Here is a 20,145-nt window from a genome sequence, read left to right as displayed (position 1 = left end):
GCATAGTAGGTAGCGCCCTGCTGTCACGCTTTGATGCAGATCAACGGAGAGTCAAGCGTACCCTCAGGTCAGCGACGTATCCGCCGTGCGGCGCGCGGACTCGAGGTATTCGCGGGACTGCATCTCGATGATGCGCGAGACCGTGCGGTGGAATTCGCCGGCCATCTGGCCCTCGGTGTAGAGCTCGTCCGCCGGCACCTCGGCCGACATCAGCAGCTTGACCTTGTGATCGTAGAACACGTCGATCACCCACGTGAACCGGCGCGCTTCCGACGACATGCGTGGCGTCATCCTGGGCACATCCGACAGAATCACCGTGTGGAACTGCGAAGCCAGCTCCAGATAGTCGTTCTGCGAACGCGGACCGCCGCACAACGTTGCGAAATCGAACCACACCACGCCATTGGCACGGCGCAGCGCCTTGATCTCGCGATGTTCGATATGCAGGATCGGCGATTCGTCCGCCACGCCCGCGATCGACACGAACGCATCGCGCAGCGCCGCGCTGGCCTCGCGGTTCAGCGGCGTGTGGTAGGCCTCCACCTGCTCGAGCGCGCGCTTGCGGTAGTCGATACCGGCATCGACGTTCAGCACATCGAGCTTCGTCTCCAGCAACGCGATCGCCGGCAACACGCGATCGCGATGCAGCCCGTCCGGATACAGCAGGTCCGGCCGATAGTTCGACGTCATCACAAACTGCACGCCGTTGGCGAACATCTGGTCCAGCAGACGGTGCAGCATCATCGCATCGGCCACATCGCTGACGTGGAACTCGTCGAAGCAGATCAGCCGGTACTTGCGCGCGATGCGCTTGGCCAGTTCGTCGAGCGGATCCGCGCGGCCGCGCAGTTCCTCGAGCTGGCGATGCACCTCGCGCATGAATTCGTGGAAATGGAGCCGCGTCTTGCGCACCACGGGCACGCACGTATAGAAGCTGTCCATCAGGAACGACTTGCCACGCCCCACCCCGCCCCACAGATAGACGCCCTTGGGCACCTCGGGGTGCACGAGCAGCTTTTTCAGTGCGTTGCCGCGGCGCGCCTTGTAGGCGACCCATTCGTCGTAGCACTGCTGCAGCCGCGCGACCGCGCGCAGTTGCGCCTCGTCCGACTGGTAGCCACGCTGCTTCAGTTCCTGCTCGTAATACTCGGTGACGTTCATGCTGTTCGGGGCGCGCTCCGCACAGGGTGCCGGCGCTGCAAGTGAAAACGGCGCGCCGCCCTGGGAACTCCCAGATACGGCGCGCCGGAACGGCTTGGCATGAAAGGCGTGAGCCTTACATGTTCAGCTGACGCTTGTCGACCGCCAGCGCGGCTTCGCGCATGACTTCCGACATCGACGGGTGCGGATGGCAGACGCGACCGATATCTTCGCTCGCAGCCTTGAATTCCATCGCGGCCACGGCTTCGGCAATCAGATCCGATGCGTTGGCGGCGATGATATGCACACCCAGGATCTCGTCGGTCTTGGCATCGGCCAGCATCTTCACGAAGCCTTCCGAATGACCCATGCCCAGCGCACGGCCGTTGGCCATGAACGGGAACTGACCCGACTTGTACTCGCGGCCTTCGGCCTTGAGTTGCTGCTCGGTCTTGCCGACCCACGCGATTTCCGGGAACGTGTAGATGACCCACGGTACCGTGTTGAAATCGATATGCGGCTTCTGGCCGACGATACGCTCGGCCACGGCCACGCCTTCGTCTTCCGCCTTGTGCGCGAGCATCGGGCCACGCACCACGTCACCGATGGCCCACAGGCCCGGCACCTTGGTCTGGCAGTGGTCGTCCACCTCGATGAAGCCACGCTGATCCACGCCCAGGCCCACGGCTTCCAGGCCGAGGTTGTCGGTATTCGGCACGCGGCCCACCGACACGATCAGGCGATCGACTTCCAGCGTCTGCGCCGCGCCGTCCTTGTCGGTGTAGCGCACCGTGACATTGTCCTTGCCCGGCTTGACTTCCTCGACCTTGACGCCGAAGTTGAACTTCAGGCCCTGCTTGGTCAGCAGCTTCTGCGCTTCCTTGGCCACGCCTTCATCGGCGGCGCCCAGGAACGTCGGCAGCGCTTCCAGCACGGTCACTTCGGCACCAAGGCGGCGCCATACCGAACCGAGCTCCAGGCCAATCACGCCCGCGCCGATCACGCCCAGCTTCTTCGGCACCGCGCCGAACTTGAGCGCGCCTTCGTTGTCGCTGATCAGGTTGTTGTCGACGGGGATGCCCGGCAGATGACGCGCCTTCGAACCCGTGGCGATGATCACCTGCTTGGCCGTCACGACCTCGCCAGCGATCTCCACCTGAAAGCCCTCGGCGGTCTTGCCGACGAACTTGCCATAACCCTTGAGCAGCGCGACCTTGTTCTTGCGGAACAGGAACTCGATGCCCTTCGTCATCTTGCCAACGATGTCATCCTTGCGCTTGAGCATCTTGGCCACGTCCACCTTGACGTCGCCCACGGTAATGCCGTGGTCGGCCAGATGATGCTGGGCGTTGTCGAATTCTTCCGACGAGGCCAGCAGTGCCTTCGAGGGAATGCAGCCCACGTTCAGGCAGGTGCCGCCCAGGCGCGCTTCGCCCTTGGGATCGTCGTAGGCGTTGCCTTCGCAGCACGCCACGTTCAGACCGAGCTGGCCGGCACGAATCGCGGCGATATAGCCGCCAGGGCCGGCGCCGATGACCAGCACGTCAAATTGTTTGCTCATGGAAATTCCTTTTGCGCGCCGCGTCCGGCCGTCCGATCAGGGACGGCCGGCTTCCACGCGGGCGCTTTAGACAGAGACTACAGAGACGATCGTCTTACAGATCGAGCAGCAGGCGTGCCGGATCTTCCAGCGCTTCCTTCATGGCCACGAGGCCCAGCACCGCTTCGCGGCCGTCGATGATCCGGTGGTCATAGGACATGGCCAGGTAGTTCATCGGGCGGATCACGATCTGACCGTCTTCCACCACGGCGCGATCCTTGGTGGCGTGCACGCCCAGGATGGCCGATTGCGGCGGGTTGATGATCGGGGTGGACAGCATCGAGCCGAACGTACCGCCGTTCGAGATCGAGAACGTACCGCCGGTCAGTTCTTCCAGCGACAGCTTGCCGTCACGGGCCTTGGCGCCGTACTCGGCGATCTTCTTCTCGATGTCGGCCAGGCTCATCTGGTCTGCATTGCGCAGGATGGGCACCACCAGACCGCGCGGCGAACCCACAGCGATACCGATGTCGAAGTAGCCGTGATAGAGGATGTCGTTGCCGTCGACCGAAGCGTTGATGATCGGGTACTTCTTCAGCGCGTGCACGGCGGCCTTCACGAAGAACGACATGAAGCCGAGCTTCACGCCGTGTTCCTTCTCGAAGCGATCCTTGTACTTGTTGCGCAGATCCATCACCGGCTTCATGTTCACTTCATTGAACGTGGTGAGGATGGCGTTGGTCGATTGCGATTGCAGCAGACGCTCGGCGATACGGGCGCGCAGGCGGCTCATCGGCACGCGCTCTTCCGGGCGGTCGCCCAGCGCGGCGAAGTCAACCTGTGCCGACACTTGTGCCAGCGCGGGCTTGGCCGGTGCCGGTGCGGGCGCGGCCTTGGCGGCAGGCGCCGGAGCCGACGTCGCGGCGAGCGCGTCGCCCTTGGTGATACGGCCATCCTTGCCGGTGCCGGTCACTTGGCTGGCCGACAGGCCACCTTCGGCCAGCAGCTTGGCGGCGGAAGGCATGGCGACGGCGCCAGCGGCAGCAGCGGGAGCCGGTGCGGCGGCAGCCGGGGCCGGGGCGGCAGCGGCCGGAGCTGGTGCGGCTGCGGCGGGCGCGGCGGCGCCAGCGGTGGCTGCGGTGTCGATCTTGGCGATGATTTCATCGGCCACGACGGTGTCGCCATCGTTCTTGATGATTTGCGACAGCACGCCAGCGGACGGTGCCGGCACTTCGAGCACGACCTTGTCGGTCTCGATTTCGATCAGGATCTCGTCCTGAGCGACAGCTTCGCCAGGCTTCTTCTTCCAGTTCAGCATGGTCGCTTCGGCGACCGATTCGGACAGCTGCGGAACCTTGACGTCAACAATAGCCATGGTTGGGAAATTCCTCGATGTATGCGTGTGGGGTTAAGCAGACGGCGGTCGTGGCGGCGCTTCTTGCGCCACCGCGATCCGCCGTCGCCGATTACTTGGACAGAACAAAGCCCTTGAGCTTGGAGAAGGCTGCTTCGAGCAGTGCCTTCTGTTGCTCGTTGTGCTTTGCGTAGTAGCCCACCGCCGGCGATGCCGACGCGGGACGACCCGCATAACCGAGCTTCTGGCCTTCCGTCATGTTTTCCATGATGTAGTGCTGCACGAAGAACCAGGCACCCTGGTTCTGCGGCTCATCCTGGCACCACACGATTTCGGTCGCGCCGGGGTACTTCTTGAGTTCCGCGGCCACAGCCTTGTGCGGGAACGGATACAGCTGTTCCAGACGAATGATCGCCGTGTCCGTGGCGCCGCGCTCCTTGCGGGTCGCGGTCAGGTCATAGTAGACCTTGCCCGAGCACATGATGACGCGCTTGACCTTGCTGGCGTTGAGTTCTTCGTGATCCGGGATGACCGTCTCGAAGTGACCCTTGGCAAGGTCGGACAGCGGTGACACCGCTTCCTTGTTACGCAGCAGCGACTTCGGCGTCATGATCACCAGCGGCTTGCGGAACAGACGGATCATCTGACGGCGCAGCAGGTGGAAGATCTGAGCCGGCGTGGTCGGCTGGCAGACCTGCATGTTGTGGTCCGCGCAAAGCTGCAGGAAACGCTCGATACGGGCCGAGCTGTGTTCCGGACCCTGACCTTCGTAGCCGTGCGGCAGCATCAGCGTCAGGCCCGAGGCGCGACCCCACTTCACTTCGCCCGACGAGATGAACTGGTCGATCACGACCTGTGCGCCGTTGACGAAGTCGCCGAACTGGGCTTCCCAGATCACGAGCGCGTTCGGTTCGGCGGTCGAGTAGCCGTACTCGAAACCGAGCACTGCTTCTTCCGACAGCACCGAATCGATCACCGTGAACGGCGCCTGGTTTTCCGACACGTTCTGCAGCGGCACGTAGCTGCCGGCATCCCAACGCTCACGACCTTGATCGTGCAGCACCGAGTGACGGTGCGTGAAGGTGCCGCGGCCTGCGTCCTGACCCGTGATACGGACCGGGTAGCCCGAGGCCACCAGCGACGCGAAGGCCAGGTGTTCGCCCATGCCCCAGTCCAGCGACTGGTCGCCACGGCCCATGTTGGCGCGGTCCTTGACCACCTTTTCCACCAGCGGGTGGAGCTTCAGGTGTTCAGGCACCGTGGTGATGCGTTCAGCCAGGCGCTTCAGTTCGGTCACCGGCACGGCGGTGTCGGCGGCGTCGGTCCACTTGCGGTTCAGGAACGGCATCCAGTCCACTGCGAACTTGTTCTTGAAGTTCGACAGGACCGGGTCGGCCGTGTGCTTGCCCGCATCCATCGCGGCGCGGTATTCCTTGACCTTCTCGTCGCCGAAATCGGCGGGCACGAGGTTCTGAGCAGCCAGCTTGTCGGCGTACAGCTTGCGCGTACCCGGATGCTGACCGATCTTCTTGTACATCAGCGGCTGCGTGACAGCCGGGGTGTCCTGCTCGTTGTGACCCAGCTTGCGGAAGCAGATGATGTCGACGACGACGTCCTTCTTGAACTCCATGCGGAAGTCCACGGCCAGCTGCATCGCGTACACGACCGCTTCAGGATCGTCACCGTTCACGTGCAGCACCGGTGCCTCGATCATCTTGACCACGTCCGTGCAATACAGCGTCGAGCGTGCATCGCGCGGATCGGAGGTGGTGAAGCCGATCTGGTTGTTGATCACGATGTGCATCGTGCCGCCCGTGCCGTAGCCGCGGGTCTGCGCGAGGTTCAGCGTTTCCATCACCACGCCCTGGCCCGCGAAGGCTGCATCGCCGTGCACCTGCACCGGCAGCACTTCCTTGTGGCCGGCTTCGCCGCGGCGTTCCTGGCGCGCCTTGGACGAACCCTCGACCACCGGGTTGACGATTTCCAGGTGCGACGGGTTGAACGCGAGCGACAGGTGAACCGGGCCGCCTTCGGTCGAGACATCGCTCGAGAAGCCCTTGTGGTACTTGACGTCGCCGGCGGGCAGATCGTCAACGTGCTTGCCTTCGAATTCGGCAAACAGATCCGCGGGCATCTTGCCCAGCGTGTTGACCAGCACGTTCAGACGGCCACGGTGGGCCATGCCGATCACGATTTCCTGCACGCCCTTGCTGCCGGAGTGCTGGATCATCTCGTCCATCGCCGCGATGAAGCTCTCGCCGCCTTCGAGCGAGAAGCGCTTCTGGCCGACGTACTTCGTATGGAGGAAGCGCTCGAGGCCCTCGGCTGCGGTCAGGCGGTCCAGGATGTGCTTCTTCTTTTCCAGCGTGAACACGGGCTTGGAACGCGTCGTTTCCAGACGCTCCTGCCACCAGCGCTTCTGCGCCTGATCGCTCACGTACATGAACTCGGCACCGATCGTGCCGCAGTACGTCTCTTTCAGGTTATTGAGCAGCTCGCGCAGGCTCATCGACTCCTTGCCGAAGTACGTGTTGCTGGCGTTGAAGACGATGTCGAGGTCGGCTTCGGAGAAACCGTAGAAAGCAGGATCCAGATCCGGCAGAGGCGGACGTTCCTGGCGCTTGAGCGGATCGAGGTCCGCCCAGTACGTACCGATGTTGCGGTAAGCGGCGATCAGCTGCGTGGCAGCGACGCGCTTGCGACCCATATCGGAGTCGGCAGAGGCAACGATGGTTTTGATAGGGCCCTGCTTCGCGCGCTCGGCAAACGAGGCGACGATCGGCGCATGGGGGATATCACGGGAATTGGAACCGTCGACCGCGGGGACATTCTGCATCGCGTCGAAATACGCGCGCCAGTTGTCGGGGACGGAGCTGGGATTCTGGAGGTAGGCCTCGTACAGCTCTTCCACGTATGGGGCGTTGCCACCGAAGAGGTACGAATTGCTCTGATACTGCTGCATCATGGGGCGCTCACTATTCTCCGGGTACCCCGGAGTTAAGCGGGTTCATCAACCTTCCGCGACACGGCTTGACCGGTTAGCGGATTGCAAACAACTGTACAAGTTGTGCGGGGAAGGACCTAAGTCTTCACTCGCGAAAGAATAGCACGTTCTCCTACATACAGTGCGTACTTTTCGTTATGCAAAATTCCAACGGTCCGCACTGTGACATTGGGCCAACGTGCCCTTCCCTCATGCCGGGACAATGAGGTCCACGGCGTCGGTAATCAAGGTATCGAGCCCCCAGCCGAACAGTTCGGCGGCACGTGCCGGGTCGTTGACCGTGTAGCAAAGCACCTTGTAGCCAGCGGCATGGGCCTGCGCGATGATGCTGGCGCTCAGTTCGTTGTGGTTGGCGTCCAGGCCGACGCAGCCCAGGCGCGCCAGGCGGTCGAGCCAGTCGGCTGGCAGTTTCTTGACCAGCAGCGCGCGCGGCAGCTCGGGCGCGGCCTCGCGCGCGGCTTCCAGCGCCGCCTCCGAGAACGAGGACAGCAACGGTGGTACCGCCGCCCCTTCCCACAGGGACAGCGCGTCCAGCGCGACGGCCGCGCCAGTCCGGTACTCGTCGCCGGGCACCGGCTTGATCTCGATGTTCACCAGCAGGCCGTTGGCGCGCGTGTAACGCGCGATGGCCGCCAGCGTGGGCACCGGCTCGCCCGCGAACGCGGGGCTGTGCCAGCTACCGGCGTCCAGCGCGGCGATCTCGCCGAGCGTCAGCGCATCCACGCGGCCGTGGCCGGAGGTGGTGCGGTCCAGCGTGGCGTCGTGCATCAGCACGGGCTTGCCGTCGCCGGACAGCTTGACGTCGAACTCGAACATCCGATAACCGAACGACGCGCCATGGCGAAACGCCGCCAGCGTGTTCTCCGGCGCCAGCTTGCCGGCACCACGATGGGCCACATGGCTCGGATACGGCCAATTGGCGAAATCGACACGTGCTGGGGTGGTCGAGGGGGTGGTCATGCCAGTGCCTCGATGCGCTTGCCCGACGAAATATCGAAGAAGTGCAGGTGCTCGGCCGAAGTGGTGATCGGCAGCTTGTCGCCGGCACGCACGTTTTTGTGGCTTTCGAGGCGCACTACCACCGGCTGACCGCCCAGCGAGCCGTAAGCGTAGGAATCCGCGCCGAGCGCTTCCACCACGCGTACGTCCACCTCGGCAATCGCCTCCGACGCGGCGCAGGTTTCGATATGCTCGGGACGCAAGCCCATCAGCGCCTGCTCGGGCAGATGCAGCCCCATCGGCAGATGGCCCAGCGTGGCGGTGCTCTGCGCGGATGCGTCCTTGGGCGTGACGCGCATCTGCGCTTCACCGCCGTTGCTGCCGCCACCGTTGCCATTACGCGTCACCGGCACCAGATTCATCGGCGGCGAGCCGATAAAGCCGGCGACGAACGTGCTGGCGGGCTTGGCATACACCTCGAGCGGCGTGCCGATCTGCTCCACGCGGCCACCGCTCAACACCATCATGCGATCGGCCAGCGTCATGGCCTCCACCTGATCGTGCGTCACGTACATGCTCGTGGTACCCAGGCGACGATGCAGGTCCTTGAGTTCCAGGCGCATCTGCACGCGCAGCTTGGCGTCGAGGTTCGAGAGCGGCTCGTCGAACAGGAATACCGCCGGTTCGCGCACGATCGCGCGGCCCATCGCCACGCGCTGGCGCTGGCCGCCCGAAAGCTGGCGCGGCTTGCGTTCGAGCAGCGGCGCGAGTTCGAGAATGCCGGCGGCGTGCTTCACGCGCTGGTCGATCTCGGCCTGGCTCATCTTGCGGATGCGCAGGCCGTAGGCCATGTTCTCGTACACGCTCATATGCGGATAGAGCGCGTAGTTCTGGAACACCATCGCGATATCGCGTTCGGCCGGTTCCAGCTCGTTGACCACCTTGCTGCCGATGTGGATCTCGCCACCGGTGACGGTTTCCAGCCCCGCCACCATGCGCAGGAGCGTGGACTTGCCGCAGCCCGATGGGCCGACGATCACGATGAACTCGCCGTCGGCGATGTCCATGTCGATGCCGTGCACGACCTGCGTGCCGCCGGGATAGGTTTTCTGAACGTTACGAAGGGTCAGACTTGCCATGAGTAGTTTCCTGCCGCGTATTTTATTTCTCGGTTTCCACGAGACCCTTGACGAACCAGCGCTGCATCAGCAGCACCACGAGTGCCGGCGGCACCATGGCCAGCATCACGGTCGCCATCACGAGATTCCAGTCGGTAGCCGCATCGCCCGATCGCGAGATCATCTGCGTGACGCCCACCACTACCGGCGTCATCGATTTCTGCGTCGTAATCAGCAGCGGCCACAGGTATTGATTCCAGCCGTAGATGAACTGGATCACGAACAACGCCGCCACGCTCGTGCGCGACAGCGGCAGCACCACGTCCCAGAAGAAGCGCAGCGGGCCCGCGCCGTCGATGCGCGCGGCCTCGGCCAGCTCGTCCGGAATGGTCAGGAAGAACTGGCGGAACAGGAACGTTGCCGTCGCCGAGGCGATGATCGGAATCGTCAGGCCGAAATAGCTGTCGAGCATGCCGAGGTCCGACACGACCTTGTAGGTCGGCAGGATCCGCACTTCCACCGGCAGCATCAGCGTGATGAAGATCAGCCAGAAGAACAGCTTGCGCATCGGAAAGCGGAAATACACGATCGCGAACGCCGAGATGATCGAGATCGCGATCTTGCCGAGCGCGATGCCGAGCGCCATGATCAGGCTGTTCTTCATCATGGTCGTAACCGGCGAGGCCGATTCGCCCACGCCGGAGAACAGGACCGTGCGATAGTTTTCGAAGAAGTGGCCACCCGGTAGCAACGTCATCGGTGCGTCCAGCACCTGCTCGGCCGTGAGCGTCGACGCGACGAACGTCACGTAGACCGGGAAGGCGACCACCGCGATGCCGAGGATCAGCACCACGTGGGTCAGGATATCGAGAATGGGGCGTCTTTCTACCATGGCGACCTCAGTACTGAACCTTGCGCTCGACGTAGCGGAACTGCACTACTGTCAGCGCGATCACGATCACCATCAGCACCACCGACTGCGCGGCCGAGCCACCGATGTCCATGCCGCGGAAGCCGTCGTGGAACACCTTGTACACGAGCGTGTTGGTGGAGTTGAACGGACCACCGTGCGTTACCGCGTCGATGATCGCGAACGTGTCGAAGAACGCGTACACGATGTTGATCACGAGCAGGAAGAACGTGGTCGGCGACAGCAGCGGGAAGATGATCGACCAGAAGCGCTTCCACGGGCCGGCGCCGTCGATGGCGGCGGCCTCGATCAGCGAGCGCGGAATACTCTGCAGCCCGGCCAGGAAGAACAGGAAGTTGTAGCTCACCTGCTTCCACGCGGCGGCCAGCACCACGAGCAGCAGCGCCTGGTTGCCATCGAGCAGGAAGTTCCAGTTCACGCCGAGCGCGCGCAGACCGTACGAGACGATACCGAGCGTCGGGTTGAACATGAACATCCACAGCACGCCGGCCACCGCGGGAGCTACCGCGTACGGCCAGATCAGCAGCGTCTTGTAGGCCGTGGCGCCGCGCAGCACGCGGTCGGCAAAGTACGCGAGCAGCAGCGCGGTGGAAAGGCCCACCAGCGTCACGCCGATCGCGAACACGGCGGTGATGCGGAACGACTCGATATAGAGCGGGTCGTTCCAGAGCACCATGAAATTGTCGAGCCCGACGAATTCCAGGTTGATGCCGAAGGCATCCTGCTGCAGCAGCGATTGCCACAACGCCTGGCCGGCGGGAAGGAAGAAGAAGATCAGCGTGATGGCGATCTGCGGCAACACCAGCAGATACGGCAACCACGGTGAGCGGAAAACAACGCGTTTTTCCATTGGAATCTGATTCTGAAACCGAAACTATCAGGGCGAATCGGGCCGCGCGAGGCGGCCCGACCGGTGCTGCTGGTACTGCGGGTATGACGACGACTACAAGGGATCGATGCTGGCGCGATACGCGCCGGCGATCATTCCTTGACGGTCTTCTGGAAGCGCTCGAGCAGTTCGTTGCCGCGCTTGACGGCGTTGTCCAGCGCTGCCTGCGGTTCCTTCTTGCCGGCCCACACGGATTCCAGCTCCTCGTCCACCACGGTGCGGATCTGCACGAGGTTGCCGAGGCGCACGCCGCGCGACTTGTCGGTGGTCTTCACGACCATCTGCTGCACCGACACGTCGGCACCCGGGTTCTTGTCATAGAAGCCCGACTTCTTGGTCAGTTCGTACGCGGCCATCGTCACCGGCAGGTAGCCGGTGGCCTGGTGCCAGTCCGACTGAATTTCCGGACGCGACAGGTACGTGAAGAACTTGGCCACGCCCTTGTACTCTTCCGCCTTCTTGCCGCCCATCACCCACAGCGAAGCGCCGCCGATGATCGTGTTCTGCGGCGCGCCCTGGACGTCCGGGTAGTACGGCAGCGTCGAGACGCCAAACTGGAACTTCGCGTTGCGGCGGATGTTGGCCAGCGAGGCCGACGAACCCGTGAACATCGCGCATTCGCCGTTATAGAACTTGGCCTGCGACTCCGCCTTGCGGCCGCCGTAGCTGAAGTAGCCCTTCTTGACCATGTCCTGCAGGTTCGTGATGTGCTTCACGTGCAGCGGGCTGTTGAAGGCCAGGCGCGCATCGGTGCCACCGAAACCGTTGTTCTTGGTCGCGTACAGCGTGTTGTGCCAGGCCGAGAACGACTCGAGGTGCACCCAGCCCTGCCAGTCGGTCGTGTACGCGCAGTTCACGCCCGAAGCCTTGAGCTTGGCCGAGTACTGCATGACTTCCGGCCACGTCTTGGGCGGCTGGTCGAGGCCCGCCTTCTTGAAGGCGTCCTTGTTGTAATAGAACACCGTCGTCGAGCTGTTGAACGGGAACGACAGCATCTCGCCCTTCGAGGACGTGTAGTAACCCGCCACGGCCGGGATGTAGGCCGACTGGTCGAACTTCTCGCCCGCGTCCTTCATCACCGTCGAGACCGGCTTGATCGCGCCCTTGGCGCTCATCATCGTGGCCGTGCCCACTTCGAACACCTGCAGAATCGCCGGCGGGCTGCCGGCACGGAACGCGGCGATACCTGCGGCCATGGTCTCGTCGTAGTTGCCCTTGTTTACCGGGACAACTTTGTAGTCGGACTGGCTAGCGTTGAACTTGTTGGCGATGTCGTTGACTTTTTCATTCAGGGCGCCCTCCATGGCATGCCACCACTGAATCTCGACGGCGGCATGGGCGGTGCCCGCCACGGCCAGCATGGCCACGGCAGCGAACTTCAACATATTGCGCGGGAAGGACATCTGCGACTCTCCTGAGGCTGTCATCAATCGGCGAAAAGCGACTGAATCTATGCATTTTTTGTGTCAGCGGGATGTTACGCCGGTCGACTCGCGCAGGAAACCGGACAAACCCGGTTTGTGACAGAAATCTTGCAGCTTTTTTACGACACAAAGCGCTTGACGGCGCAGGAAAGCCGGTTCGCCCATGTGCGCGCAGTTTCCAATCCGTTTGCGTACAATGCGCGGCCATGCAACCCATCGCCTCCCTCCCTGCCGCGGCCCTGCGCCGCGTTCGTGGCGTGCTGACCGATATCGACGGCACGCTGACTACCAACGGTGCCCTGCCCGCCGCCACCTATGTTGCGCTCGACCGCCTGAAACGCGCCGGTCTGCATGTGATTCCGGTCACCGGACGCTGCATTGCCTGGGCCGAGATCCTGACGCGGCTGTGGCCCGTGGACGCGATCATTGGCGAGAACGGCGCGTTCTATTGCCACCTGCGCGAGGGCAAGCTTGTGACGCGATACCTCGACGACGCGGAGACGCGCGCGCGCAATCTCGCGCGCATCCACGCGCTCGGCGACGAGATCGTGCGGGCCGTGCCTGGCTGCGCGCTGGCGTCGGATCAGGCGTGGCATGCGGCCGACCTCGCGATCGACCATGCCGAGGATGTGCCGAAGCTGCCCGCGGAGGCGGTGGCGCGCATTGCCGCGATGATGCGCGCGGCAGGCATGACCGCGACGGTCAGCTCGATCCATGTGAACGGCTGGTTCGGCGCGCACGACAAGCTGTCGATGAGCCGGCTGTGTGTGGAGGAGTTGCTTGGCGGGGAGATCGACGAGGTGAACGCCGGGCGCGATCAGTGGCTGTTCATTGGCGACTCGGCCAACGATGCGGCGATGTTCGGGCACTTTCCGCTGTCGGTGGGTGTGGCGAACGTGCGCGAGGTGCTGCCATTGCTGCCGGTGGCACCCGCGTACGTCACGGAGGCCGCCGGCGGCGAGGGATTCGCGGAGATGGTGGAATTGCTGCTGGCGGCGCGCTGACGCGCCGTGTGCCCTCACCCCCGGCCCCTCTCCCCGAGGGAGAAGGGAGAAAACAATTGGTTACTTATGCTTTCACCCTCTCCCCCGACCCCTCTCCCAAGGGAGAGGGGAGCAAACCGAGAGTGGCTCAGTCGCGACCGCTCGCCCACGAGGCCGAGGGAGCAAACCGGGCGTGCCCCGGTCGCAGCCGCCGGGGCCCCGATCAATCGAAGCCCAGTTCCTGCAGCTTGCGCGTGATCGTGTTGCGGCCGATGCCGAGGCGGGTGGCGGCCTCGACGCGGCGGCCGCGGGTGACGCCGAGCGCGGCTTCGAGGACGGCTTTTTCGAAGCGTCGCGTCAGCGCGTCCATCACGTCGGGCTGCCCGGCCTCGAGCATTGCCTTGGCCTCCGTGGCCAGCAGCATTTCCCAGCTCGCGGAGACCGCGGCGGCGGACGCCGGCACGGCCAGACCCGGCATGACATTGACCGGGCTCAGAGGACGAGCAGCCACCATCGTGTCGCCGTCGCTGCCCATCGCATAGTCGCCGGACTCGATCGCTTCGTAGTCGGCACTACCCGCGCCACCACTCGAACGCTCGGGCGCGCGCGTCGGCGCCCCGCTATCCGGCACGCCGCCACCGATCATCTCGCGCGGCATATCCTTGACCTCGATGGTCTGCGCGGGCGCCATCACGGTCAGCCAGTTGCAGAGGTTCTCGAGTTGCCGCACGTTGCCCGGGAACGGCAGCGTGCTGACATAAGCCAGCGCTTCGTCGGACATGCGCTTCGGTTCCACGCCAAGTTCCTTGGCACTCTTCTGCAGGAAATGACGCGCCAGCAGCGTGATGTCTTCTGGCCGTTCGCGCAGCGGCGGCAGACGCAGCCGGATCACGTTGAGGCGGTGGAACAAATCCTCGCGGAACAGCCCTTCCTTGACGCGCGTCTCGAGGTTCTGGTGGGTGGCCGCAATCACGCGCACGTTGGCGCGCAGCGGATTGTGGCCGCCCACGCGATAGAAATTGCCATCCGACAGCACGCGCAGCAGACGCGTCTGCAGATCGAACGGCATGTCGCCGATTTCATCGAGGAACAGCGTACCGCCCTCGGCCTGTTCGAAACGGCCGCGCCGCATGGTCTGCGCGCCAGTGAACGCGCCGCGCTCATGGCCGAACAGTTCGGACTCGAGCAGGTCCTTCGGAATCGCGGCCGTGTTCAGCGCGATAAACGGACCGTTCGCGCGCGGGCTGTGCTTGTGCAGCGCGCGCGCGACGAGTTCCTTGCCGGTACCCGACTCGCCGGTGATCATCACCGTGACGTTCGATTGCGAAAGACGACCGATCGCGCGGAACACATCCTGCATCGCCGGCGCCTGACCGAGAATCTCGGGCGCATCGACCAGGCGGTCTTCCAGTTCTTCCTCGCGCAGGCTCTCCTCGAGCGCGCGGCGAATCAGCTCCACCGCCTTGTCCACGTCGAACGGCTTGGCGAGGTATTCGAAGGCCCCGCCCTGGAACGCGGCCACCGCGCTGTCGAGGTCCGAGTACGCGGTCATCACGATCACGGGCAGACCCGGATGACGCGCCTTGAGCGCCTGCAGCAGATCGAGGCCGGAGCCGCCCGGCATGCGGATATCGGAGATGAGGACCTGCGGCTCGTCGTCCTCCAGCGCCGCGAGCACGTCGCGTACGTTGGTAAAACTGCGGGAGAGCAGGCTTTCACGTGCGAGGGCCTTCTCGAGGACCCAGCGGATTGATTGATCGTCGTCGACTATCCAGATCGGCTTCATGTGCGTCGCTTGTCTGCTCGGTGTCATGTGGTCTCCCGTCATCCCGCTGGTGGCGGGCCCGCTTCGCTCGCACGACACGCCGGCAGGCGACTAGTGGAGCGGCAGCAGAATACGGAAGTCGGTAAAGCCCGGCCGGCTCTCGCATTCGATCAAGCCCTCGTGCTGCTGCACGAAGGTTTGAGCGAGTGTGAGACCGAGTCCGCTACCGCCATCCCGTCCCGATACCAGCGGATAGAAGATGCGTTCGCGTATGTCCTCGGGGATGCCCGGGCCGTTGTCAGTCACATGCAAGTCCAATGCCAGCTTGTACAAACGCTTCGCAATCGTGACCTGACGCGCCACGCGCGTCCGCAATACGATCTGCGCATCGCCGCGCGCGATGCGCTCGTGCAGCGCCTGCGCGGCGTTATGAACGATGTTGAGCACGGCCTGGATCAGCTGCTCCATGTCACCGCGCAGGTCCGGCAGGCTCGCGTCGTAGTCGCGCACTATCTCGAGCCCATTCGGGAATTCCGCCAGCACCACCGAGCGCACGCGCTCGAGCACCTCGTGGATATTGAGCTCCGACACGATATGCGGATGGCGATGCGGCTCAAGCAGCCGGTCCACCAGCGTCTGCAGCCGGTCCGACTCCTTGATGATCACCTGCGTGTACTCGCGCAGCGCGCGTTCCGGCAGCTCGAACTCGAGCAACTGCGCCGCGCCGCGGATGCCGCCGAGCGGGTTCTTGATCTCGTGCGCCAGATTGCGGATCAGCTCCTTGTTGGCCGACGTCAGGTCGATCAGGCGCTCCTCGCGATCGCTGCGCAGCTTCTGCTCGTTGTGCATGAGCTCGACCAGCACGGTGGAGGGATGGCCCTCGATCGCGCCGATCACCACGTGCGCGTGCAGCGGCTCCTGCAACGGCGGCTTCAACAGCAGGTCCTGCCGCCGCACGTCGACCTGCCGCGCGGTCACGCTCTCGATCATGCTGCGCACTTCTTCCAGCTCGCCGAACAAATCCGGCAGCGTCAGCTCCACCATCGCGCGCCGCGACATCGCGAACGCGGCCTCGGAAGCCGGGTTCGCGTACACCACGTTGAGCCCTGGGCCGCGCACCAGCAGCACCGGGTTGGCAATCACGTCGAGGCCCGGGTGAAACGCCACGTCCCCGAGGGGCACGACGTTGGCGGGCTGCTCACCCTGCGTCGCGGGATCGTCCTGGGCGCGGTCGGACCCACGATCCACTCCGATTACCTTACGTGAAACCCCGCGAATCAGGCGACGCATGAGATCAGTCCTTCAAGTTGGATAGCTCGCGCCGCAGCGATGCCAGATTGGCTTCGCTACGTGCGATGTCGTCGCGCAGCGAGGCCGTGCGATCGAGATATTTCTGATAGTTGCGCTCGTTGCCCTGCCGCTCCGGCTCGCCGTTGTTGTACTCGGCGCGCAACGCGGACAGCTTGGCCTCTTCGCTCTGCAACTCCTGCTCCAGCACGCCACGGCGCTCGCCGTCGCGGCTCTTCTGCGTGGCACCGTCCACACGCGGGAACGACGTTGACGACGCGGAAGTACCCGCACCACCCGTGCCACGGTTAGCCTGCGGACGCGCCCCGCCCGGCACCGTCACCACATCGGGCAGGCTCAGCTTCTTGCAGTTCTTGCCCGCGTTGCCGTTGCGATATTCGGGCACGCCGTTCGGCCCAGCGCAGACATACACGTCGGAAGACTGCGCGGCGGCCGGCAAGTTCCACGCCGCCAGCACCAGCGCAAGCCCCACAATGGGGAAAACGACACGAAACTGGTGCGCGAGCATTCGCCCGGGCCGCGCCGGCACCCGATGCGCGATCTCACCTCCAGCGGCATCCCAAAAAGCGTTCATGGACATTGACCCCGTTATTATGAAAAGAGCCCCATTCTAGCGAGCATCCTGCGCTTCCAAACAAAAAGGGACAGCCGAGGCCGCCCCTTTCTGGTGCTACTGTTGCCCGATCACAACCCGGTCACCCAGGTCACAATCCGGCACGATCTCGCTTTACAGCGAGTAGTACATGTCGAACTCGATCGGGTGCGTCGTCATGCGGAAACGCGTGACTTCTTCCATCTTGAGGTCGATGTAGGCGTCCAGCATCGAATTCGAGAACACACCACCGCGCGTCAGGAACTCGCGATCGTTGTCGAGGTGTTCCAGCGCCTGATCCAGGCTCGAGCAGACGGTCGGGATCTTCGCGTCTTCTTCCGGCGGCAGGTCATACAGGTTCTTGTCGGCAGCTTCGCCCGGATGGATCTTGTTCTGAACGCCGTCCAGACCAGCCATCAGCAGTGCCGAGAAGCCCAGGTACGGGTTGCACAGCGGATCCGGGAAACGGGTCTCGATGCGACGGCCCTTCGGGTTGGCCACGTACGGAATACGGATCGAAGCCGAACGGTTGCGAGCCGAGTAGGCCAGCTTGACCGGAGCCTCGAAGCCCGGCACCAGACGCTTGTACGAGTTGGTACCCGGGTTCGTGATGGCGTTCAGCGCGCGAGCGTGCTTGATGATGCCCCCGATGTAGTACAGCGCGAATTCCGACAGGCCGGCGTAGCCGTTGCCCGCGAACAGGTTCTGGCCATCCTTCCACACGGACTGGTGCACGTGCATGCCCGAACCGTTGTCGCCAACGATCGGCTTCGGCATGAACGTGGCGGTCTTGCCGTAGGTGTGCGCGACGTTCTGGATCACGTACTTCTGCAGCTGCGTCCAGTCGGCGCGTTGCACCAGCGTGCTGAAGCGCGTGCCGATTTCGTTCTGGCCCTGACCAGCCACTTCGTGGTGGTGCACTTCAACGGGAATGCCCAGCGATTCGAGAATCAGGCACATTTCCGAACGCATGTCCTGGAACGTGTCGATCGGGGCAACCGGGAAGTAGCCGCCCTTCTTGCCCGGACGGTGACCGCTGTTGCCGTGCTCGAAGGTCTTGGCCGACGACCACGGGGCTTCTTCGGATTCGATCTTCACGAAGCAGCCTTGCATGTCGACGTTCCAGGTCACGCCGTCGAAGATGAAGAATTCGGGTTCCGGACCGAAGTAGGCGGCATCGCCCAGGCCGGAGCTCTTCAGGTAGGCTTCCGCGCGGCGGGCGATCGAACGCGGGTCGCGGTCGTAGCCCTTGCCGTCGGACGGCTCCACCACGTCGCAGGTCAGCACCAGCGTCGGCTCTTCATAGAACGGATCGATGTGAGCGGTGTTCGAATCCGGCATCAGCAGCATGTCCGAAGCTTCGATACCCTTCCAGCCAGCGATGGACGAGCCGTCGAATGCATGGCCGCTTTCGAACTTGTCTTCGTCGAAATGCGACGTCGGCACCGAGACGTGCTGTTCCTTGCCTTTGGTATCCGTGAAGCGGAAATCGACGAACTTGACGTCGTTTTCCTTCACAAGCTTCATTACATCTGCAACGCTTTGGGCCATGCCTATCTCCTGGAAATTCGGCTGAATCTGAGCTGTGGGAACCACCCCAAAAGGGACGAGGAATGTTAGCAGAAAGCATGCCAACAGAAACCAACTACGCAAGCGCGAATCCCGCTAAAAGTGCACTGAGCCATCTCACCATTATGGTGCATGACCAGTGTAATAGCACTTATTTGGTGCTTATGCACCGCAACGAGGCGCTTGCGAATATCGGGGTGCCCGGAGCGCTAGAATAGCGCCGAAACCGTGCCCCGGGCACACTCTTTCTACCTGACTCGCTCTCACCATGACTACCCGCGACGAACTTCTTCAGGCCGCCAAGGCGCGCCAGCAGCAGAACCAGCTTGCGTACTACGGCGCCCTCACCCCGCAGGAATCCTATGCGCTGCTGCAGGCCGATCCGTCGGCGGTGCTGGTGGACGTGCGCACGCAGGCGGAACTCGACTGGGTCGGTGGTGTGGATGTGCCGGACAGCCAGTTCGCGCATGTCGAATGGTCCACTTACCCGGGCGGCGTGCAGAATCCGAACTTTGTGGCCGAACTGCGCGCCCGGGTGGGCGTCGACACACCGGTGCTGTTCCTGTGCCGTAGCGCCGCGCGCTCGAAGCATGCCGCGCGCGTGGCCACGGAAGCCGGTTTCAAGCTGGCGATGGATGTCCTGGAAGGGTTCGAGGGCCCGCGCGACACGGACTACCATCGCAAGGCCGTGGAAGGCTGGTGCTTCCGCGGCCTGCCGTGGCACGGCGCCTGAGGCACCCTGCCCCGCGCCGACCGACCTGGCTGGACGCTGGCTAGCCCCGCGTCTAGCCTTGTTCCACGATCTCGAAGCCCATGGCCCGCACGCCGTTCAGCAGCATCGCGTAGGCGGGGGCCACGAGTTCCTCGGGGCCTTTGACCCCGAGGTCGATATGGCGTCGCGCAAAGCGGTCGCCACGGCTGACGTCACCGACGGACGGCAGGCTGAACACGCGGATGCCGTCGAAGGTCGATTCCACCTGCTCCATCAGCGGCGTCAGCGTCGACTCCGGTGCTTCGAACACGTAGAACGCGCGCGACTGCTCGCGCGCGAGGTGGAATAGGTCCGAGTAGTGATGATCGAGCACCCACTCCATCATCGGCCACGCCATCACCGGGAAACCCGGCATGAAATGATGGTCCGCCACCGAGAAACCTGGAATGCGGTTGTAACTGTTGGGGATGATGCGCGCGCCCACCGGGAACTCGCCCATCTTGAAACGATGCTGGTTCTCGGGCCGCTCGAGGTCGGCCTTGACCGGGTCGCCCTCGGCGGTCTCGACGATACGCTGCGCGATCAGTTCGCGCGCCTCCGGATGCAGCGCCAGCGGTACGCCAAGCGCTGCCGCCACGCACTGGCGCGTATGGTCGTCGGGCGTGGCGCCGATGCCGCCAGTGCAGAACACCACGTCGCTGGTCGCCAGCGTGCGGCGCAGCGTGGCCGTGATGCGCACGCGGTCGTCGCCGATGTACTCGGCCCAGTCGAGCGCGATACCTCGCGCGCCCATCAGCTCGATGGCACGGCGCATGTGCTTGTCCTCGCGCCGCCCCGACAGAATCTCGTCACCGATGACGATCAGGCCAAAACCCAT

At 63.8% G+C, this 20,145-nt stretch carries 16 protein-coding genes; 2 read left to right on the top strand and 14 right to left on the bottom strand.

Annotated elements, in window-relative coordinates:
- Positions 1–63 precede the first annotated feature (63 nt).
- The 9 genes from zapE to ugpB all read right to left on the bottom strand — a co-directional run bounded on the left by zapE (position 64) and on the right by ugpB (position 12,318).
- On the bottom strand, positions 64–1,161 hold the full coding sequence (gene zapE, locus LDO41_RS02325) for a cell division protein ZapE (RefSeq protein ID WP_223981333.1): 1,098 nt from the start codon (positions 1,159–1,161) through the stop codon (positions 64–66).
- Positions 1,162–1,276: 115 nt separating this feature from the next.
- Entirely contained in the window at positions 1,277–2,701 is a 1,425-nt protein-coding gene (gene lpdA, locus LDO41_RS02320) for a dihydrolipoyl dehydrogenase (protein WP_223981331.1), read from the bottom strand.
- Between the two features lie 94 nt (positions 2,702–2,795).
- On the bottom strand, positions 2,796–4,055 hold the full coding sequence (gene odhB, locus LDO41_RS02315; RefSeq protein WP_223981329.1) for a 2-oxoglutarate dehydrogenase complex dihydrolipoyllysine-residue succinyltransferase: 1,260 nt from the start codon (positions 4,053–4,055) through the stop codon (positions 2,796–2,798).
- A 91-nt stretch (positions 4,056–4,146) separates the two neighbouring features.
- The gene (locus LDO41_RS02310) at positions 4,147–6,999 is read right to left on the bottom strand and encodes a 2-oxoglutarate dehydrogenase E1 component (RefSeq protein ID WP_223981327.1); all 2,853 of its coding nucleotides are present in this window, start codon (positions 6,997–6,999) and stop codon (positions 4,147–4,149) included.
- Positions 7,000–7,227: 228 nt separating this feature from the next.
- Positions 7,228–7,998 carry a glycerophosphodiester phosphodiesterase gene (ugpQ, locus tag LDO41_RS02305; RefSeq protein ID WP_223981325.1) on the bottom strand — a complete coding sequence of 257 codons (771 nt, stop codon included), beginning with the start codon at positions 7,996–7,998 and terminating at the stop codon, positions 7,228–7,230.
- Positions 7,995–9,116: a sn-glycerol-3-phosphate import ATP-binding protein UgpC gene (locus LDO41_RS02300; protein WP_223981323.1), complete on the bottom strand. Its 1,122-nt coding sequence runs from the start codon at positions 9,114–9,116 to the stop codon at positions 7,995–7,997. Before LDO41_RS02300 ends, ugpQ begins: the two co-directional genes overlap by 4 nt.
- 22 nt (positions 9,117–9,138) lie before the next feature.
- Positions 9,139–9,987, bottom strand: coding sequence for a sn-glycerol-3-phosphate ABC transporter permease UgpE (gene ugpE, locus LDO41_RS02295; RefSeq protein WP_223981321.1), 849 nt, complete (start codon positions 9,985–9,987; stop codon positions 9,139–9,141).
- Between the two features lie 7 nt (positions 9,988–9,994).
- Complete coding sequence (gene ugpA / locus LDO41_RS02290) at positions 9,995–10,876, bottom strand: sn-glycerol-3-phosphate ABC transporter permease UgpA (RefSeq protein WP_223981319.1); 882 nt, start codon at positions 10,874–10,876, stop codon at positions 9,995–9,997.
- A gap of 131 nt (positions 10,877–11,007) precedes the next feature.
- Positions 11,008–12,318: a sn-glycerol-3-phosphate ABC transporter substrate-binding protein UgpB gene (ugpB, locus tag LDO41_RS02285; protein WP_223981315.1), complete on the bottom strand. Its 1,311-nt coding sequence runs from the start codon at positions 12,316–12,318 to the stop codon at positions 11,008–11,010.
- A 227-nt stretch (positions 12,319–12,545) separates the two neighbouring features.
- On the opposite strand from ugpB, the gene LDO41_RS02280 reads away from it, so the two are divergent.
- Positions 12,546–13,343, top strand: coding sequence for an HAD-IIB family hydrolase (locus tag LDO41_RS02280; protein ID WP_223981313.1), 798 nt, complete (start codon positions 12,546–12,548; stop codon positions 13,341–13,343).
- A gap of 202 nt (positions 13,344–13,545) precedes the next feature.
- Here LDO41_RS02280 and ntrC read toward each other — a convergent pair whose 3' ends face one another.
- From ntrC to LDO41_RS02260, 4 genes are all read right to left on the bottom strand, one after another.
- Positions 13,546–15,108: a nitrogen regulation protein NR(I) gene (ntrC, locus tag LDO41_RS02275; RefSeq protein ID WP_223982326.1), complete on the bottom strand. Its 1,563-nt coding sequence runs from the start codon at positions 15,106–15,108 to the stop codon at positions 13,546–13,548.
- A 90-nt stretch (positions 15,109–15,198) separates the two neighbouring features.
- Complete coding sequence (glnL, locus tag LDO41_RS02270; protein ID WP_223981311.1) at positions 15,199–16,377, bottom strand: nitrogen regulation protein NR(II); 1,179 nt, start codon at positions 16,375–16,377, stop codon at positions 15,199–15,201.
- A 4-nt stretch (positions 16,378–16,381) separates the two neighbouring features.
- Entirely contained in the window at positions 16,382–16,903 is a 522-nt protein-coding gene (locus tag LDO41_RS02265) for a DUF4124 domain-containing protein (protein ID WP_223982324.1), read from the bottom strand.
- Positions 16,904–17,122: 219 nt separating this feature from the next.
- Entirely contained in the window at positions 17,123–18,538 is a 1,416-nt protein-coding gene (locus LDO41_RS02260) for a 3-hydroxylaminophenol mutase (protein ID WP_223981309.1), read from the bottom strand.
- A gap of 286 nt (positions 18,539–18,824) precedes the next feature.
- Between LDO41_RS02260 and LDO41_RS02255 the strand changes: the two genes are divergently transcribed.
- Entirely contained in the window at positions 18,825–19,289 is a 465-nt protein-coding gene (locus LDO41_RS02255) for a rhodanese-like domain-containing protein (RefSeq protein ID WP_223981307.1), read from the top strand.
- Between the two features lie 52 nt (positions 19,290–19,341).
- Here the strand turns inward: LDO41_RS02255 and LDO41_RS02250 are convergent, their stop codons facing one another.
- A complete protein-coding gene (locus LDO41_RS02250) occupies positions 19,342–20,145 on the bottom strand; it encodes a competence/damage-inducible protein A (protein WP_223981305.1) in 804 nt (267 codons plus the stop codon).

The sequence above is a fragment of the Cupriavidus pampae genome, assembly GCF_914271485.1.
In the GTDB taxonomy this organism is placed as follows: domain Bacteria; phylum Pseudomonadota; class Gammaproteobacteria; order Burkholderiales; family Burkholderiaceae; genus Cupriavidus; species Cupriavidus pampae.
The sequence above is the reverse complement of the archived record's forward strand: the minus strand, read 5'-3'. Positions and strand labels throughout refer to the sequence as shown.

Excerpts from the sequence above, each read along its gene's own strand:
- zapE (WP_223981333.1), bottom strand. The coding sequence starts at position 1,161 with ATGAACGTCACCGAGTATTACGAGCAGGAACTGAAGCAGCGTGGCTAC.
- lpdA (WP_223981331.1), bottom strand. The coding sequence starts at position 2,701 with ATGAGCAAACAATTTGACGTGCTGGTCATCGGCGCCGGCCCTGGCGGC.
- odhB (WP_223981329.1), bottom strand. The coding sequence starts at position 4,055 with ATGGCTATTGTTGACGTCAAGGTTCCGCAGCTGTCCGAATCGGTCGCC.
- LDO41_RS02310 (WP_223981327.1), bottom strand. The coding sequence starts at position 6,999 with ATGATGCAGCAGTATCAGAGCAATTCGTACCTCTTCGGTGGCAACGCC.
- ugpQ (WP_223981325.1), bottom strand. The coding sequence starts at position 7,998 with ATGACCACCCCCTCGACCACCCCAGCACGTGTCGATTTCGCCAATTGG.
- LDO41_RS02300 (WP_223981323.1), bottom strand. The coding sequence starts at position 9,116 with ATGGCAAGTCTGACCCTTCGTAACGTTCAGAAAACCTATCCCGGCGGC.
- ugpE (WP_223981321.1), bottom strand. The coding sequence starts at position 9,987 with ATGGTAGAAAGACGCCCCATTCTCGATATCCTGACCCACGTGGTGCTG.
- ugpA (WP_223981319.1), bottom strand. The coding sequence starts at position 10,876 with ATGGAAAAACGCGTTGTTTTCCGCTCACCGTGGTTGCCGTATCTGCTG.
- ugpB (WP_223981315.1), bottom strand. The coding sequence starts at position 12,318 with ATGTCCTTCCCGCGCAATATGTTGAAGTTCGCTGCCGTGGCCATGCTG.
- LDO41_RS02280 (WP_223981313.1), top strand. The coding sequence starts at position 12,546 with ATGCAACCCATCGCCTCCCTCCCTGCCGCGGCCCTGCGCCGCGTTCGT.
- ntrC (WP_223982326.1), bottom strand. The coding sequence starts at position 15,108 with ATGAAGCCGATCTGGATAGTCGACGACGATCAATCAATCCGCTGGGTC.
- glnL (WP_223981311.1), bottom strand. The coding sequence starts at position 16,377 with ATGCGTCGCCTGATTCGCGGGGTTTCACGTAAGGTAATCGGAGTGGAT.
- LDO41_RS02265 (WP_223982324.1), bottom strand. The coding sequence starts at position 16,903 with ATGCTCGCGCACCAGTTTCGTGTCGTTTTCCCCATTGTGGGGCTTGCG.
- LDO41_RS02260 (WP_223981309.1), bottom strand. The coding sequence starts at position 18,538 with ATGGCCCAAAGCGTTGCAGATGTAATGAAGCTTGTGAAGGAAAACGAC.
- LDO41_RS02255 (WP_223981307.1), top strand. The coding sequence starts at position 18,825 with ATGACTACCCGCGACGAACTTCTTCAGGCCGCCAAGGCGCGCCAGCAG.
- LDO41_RS02250 (WP_223981305.1), bottom strand. The coding sequence starts at position 20,145 with ATGGGTTTTGGCCTGATCGTCATCGGTGACGAGATTCTGTCGGGGCGG.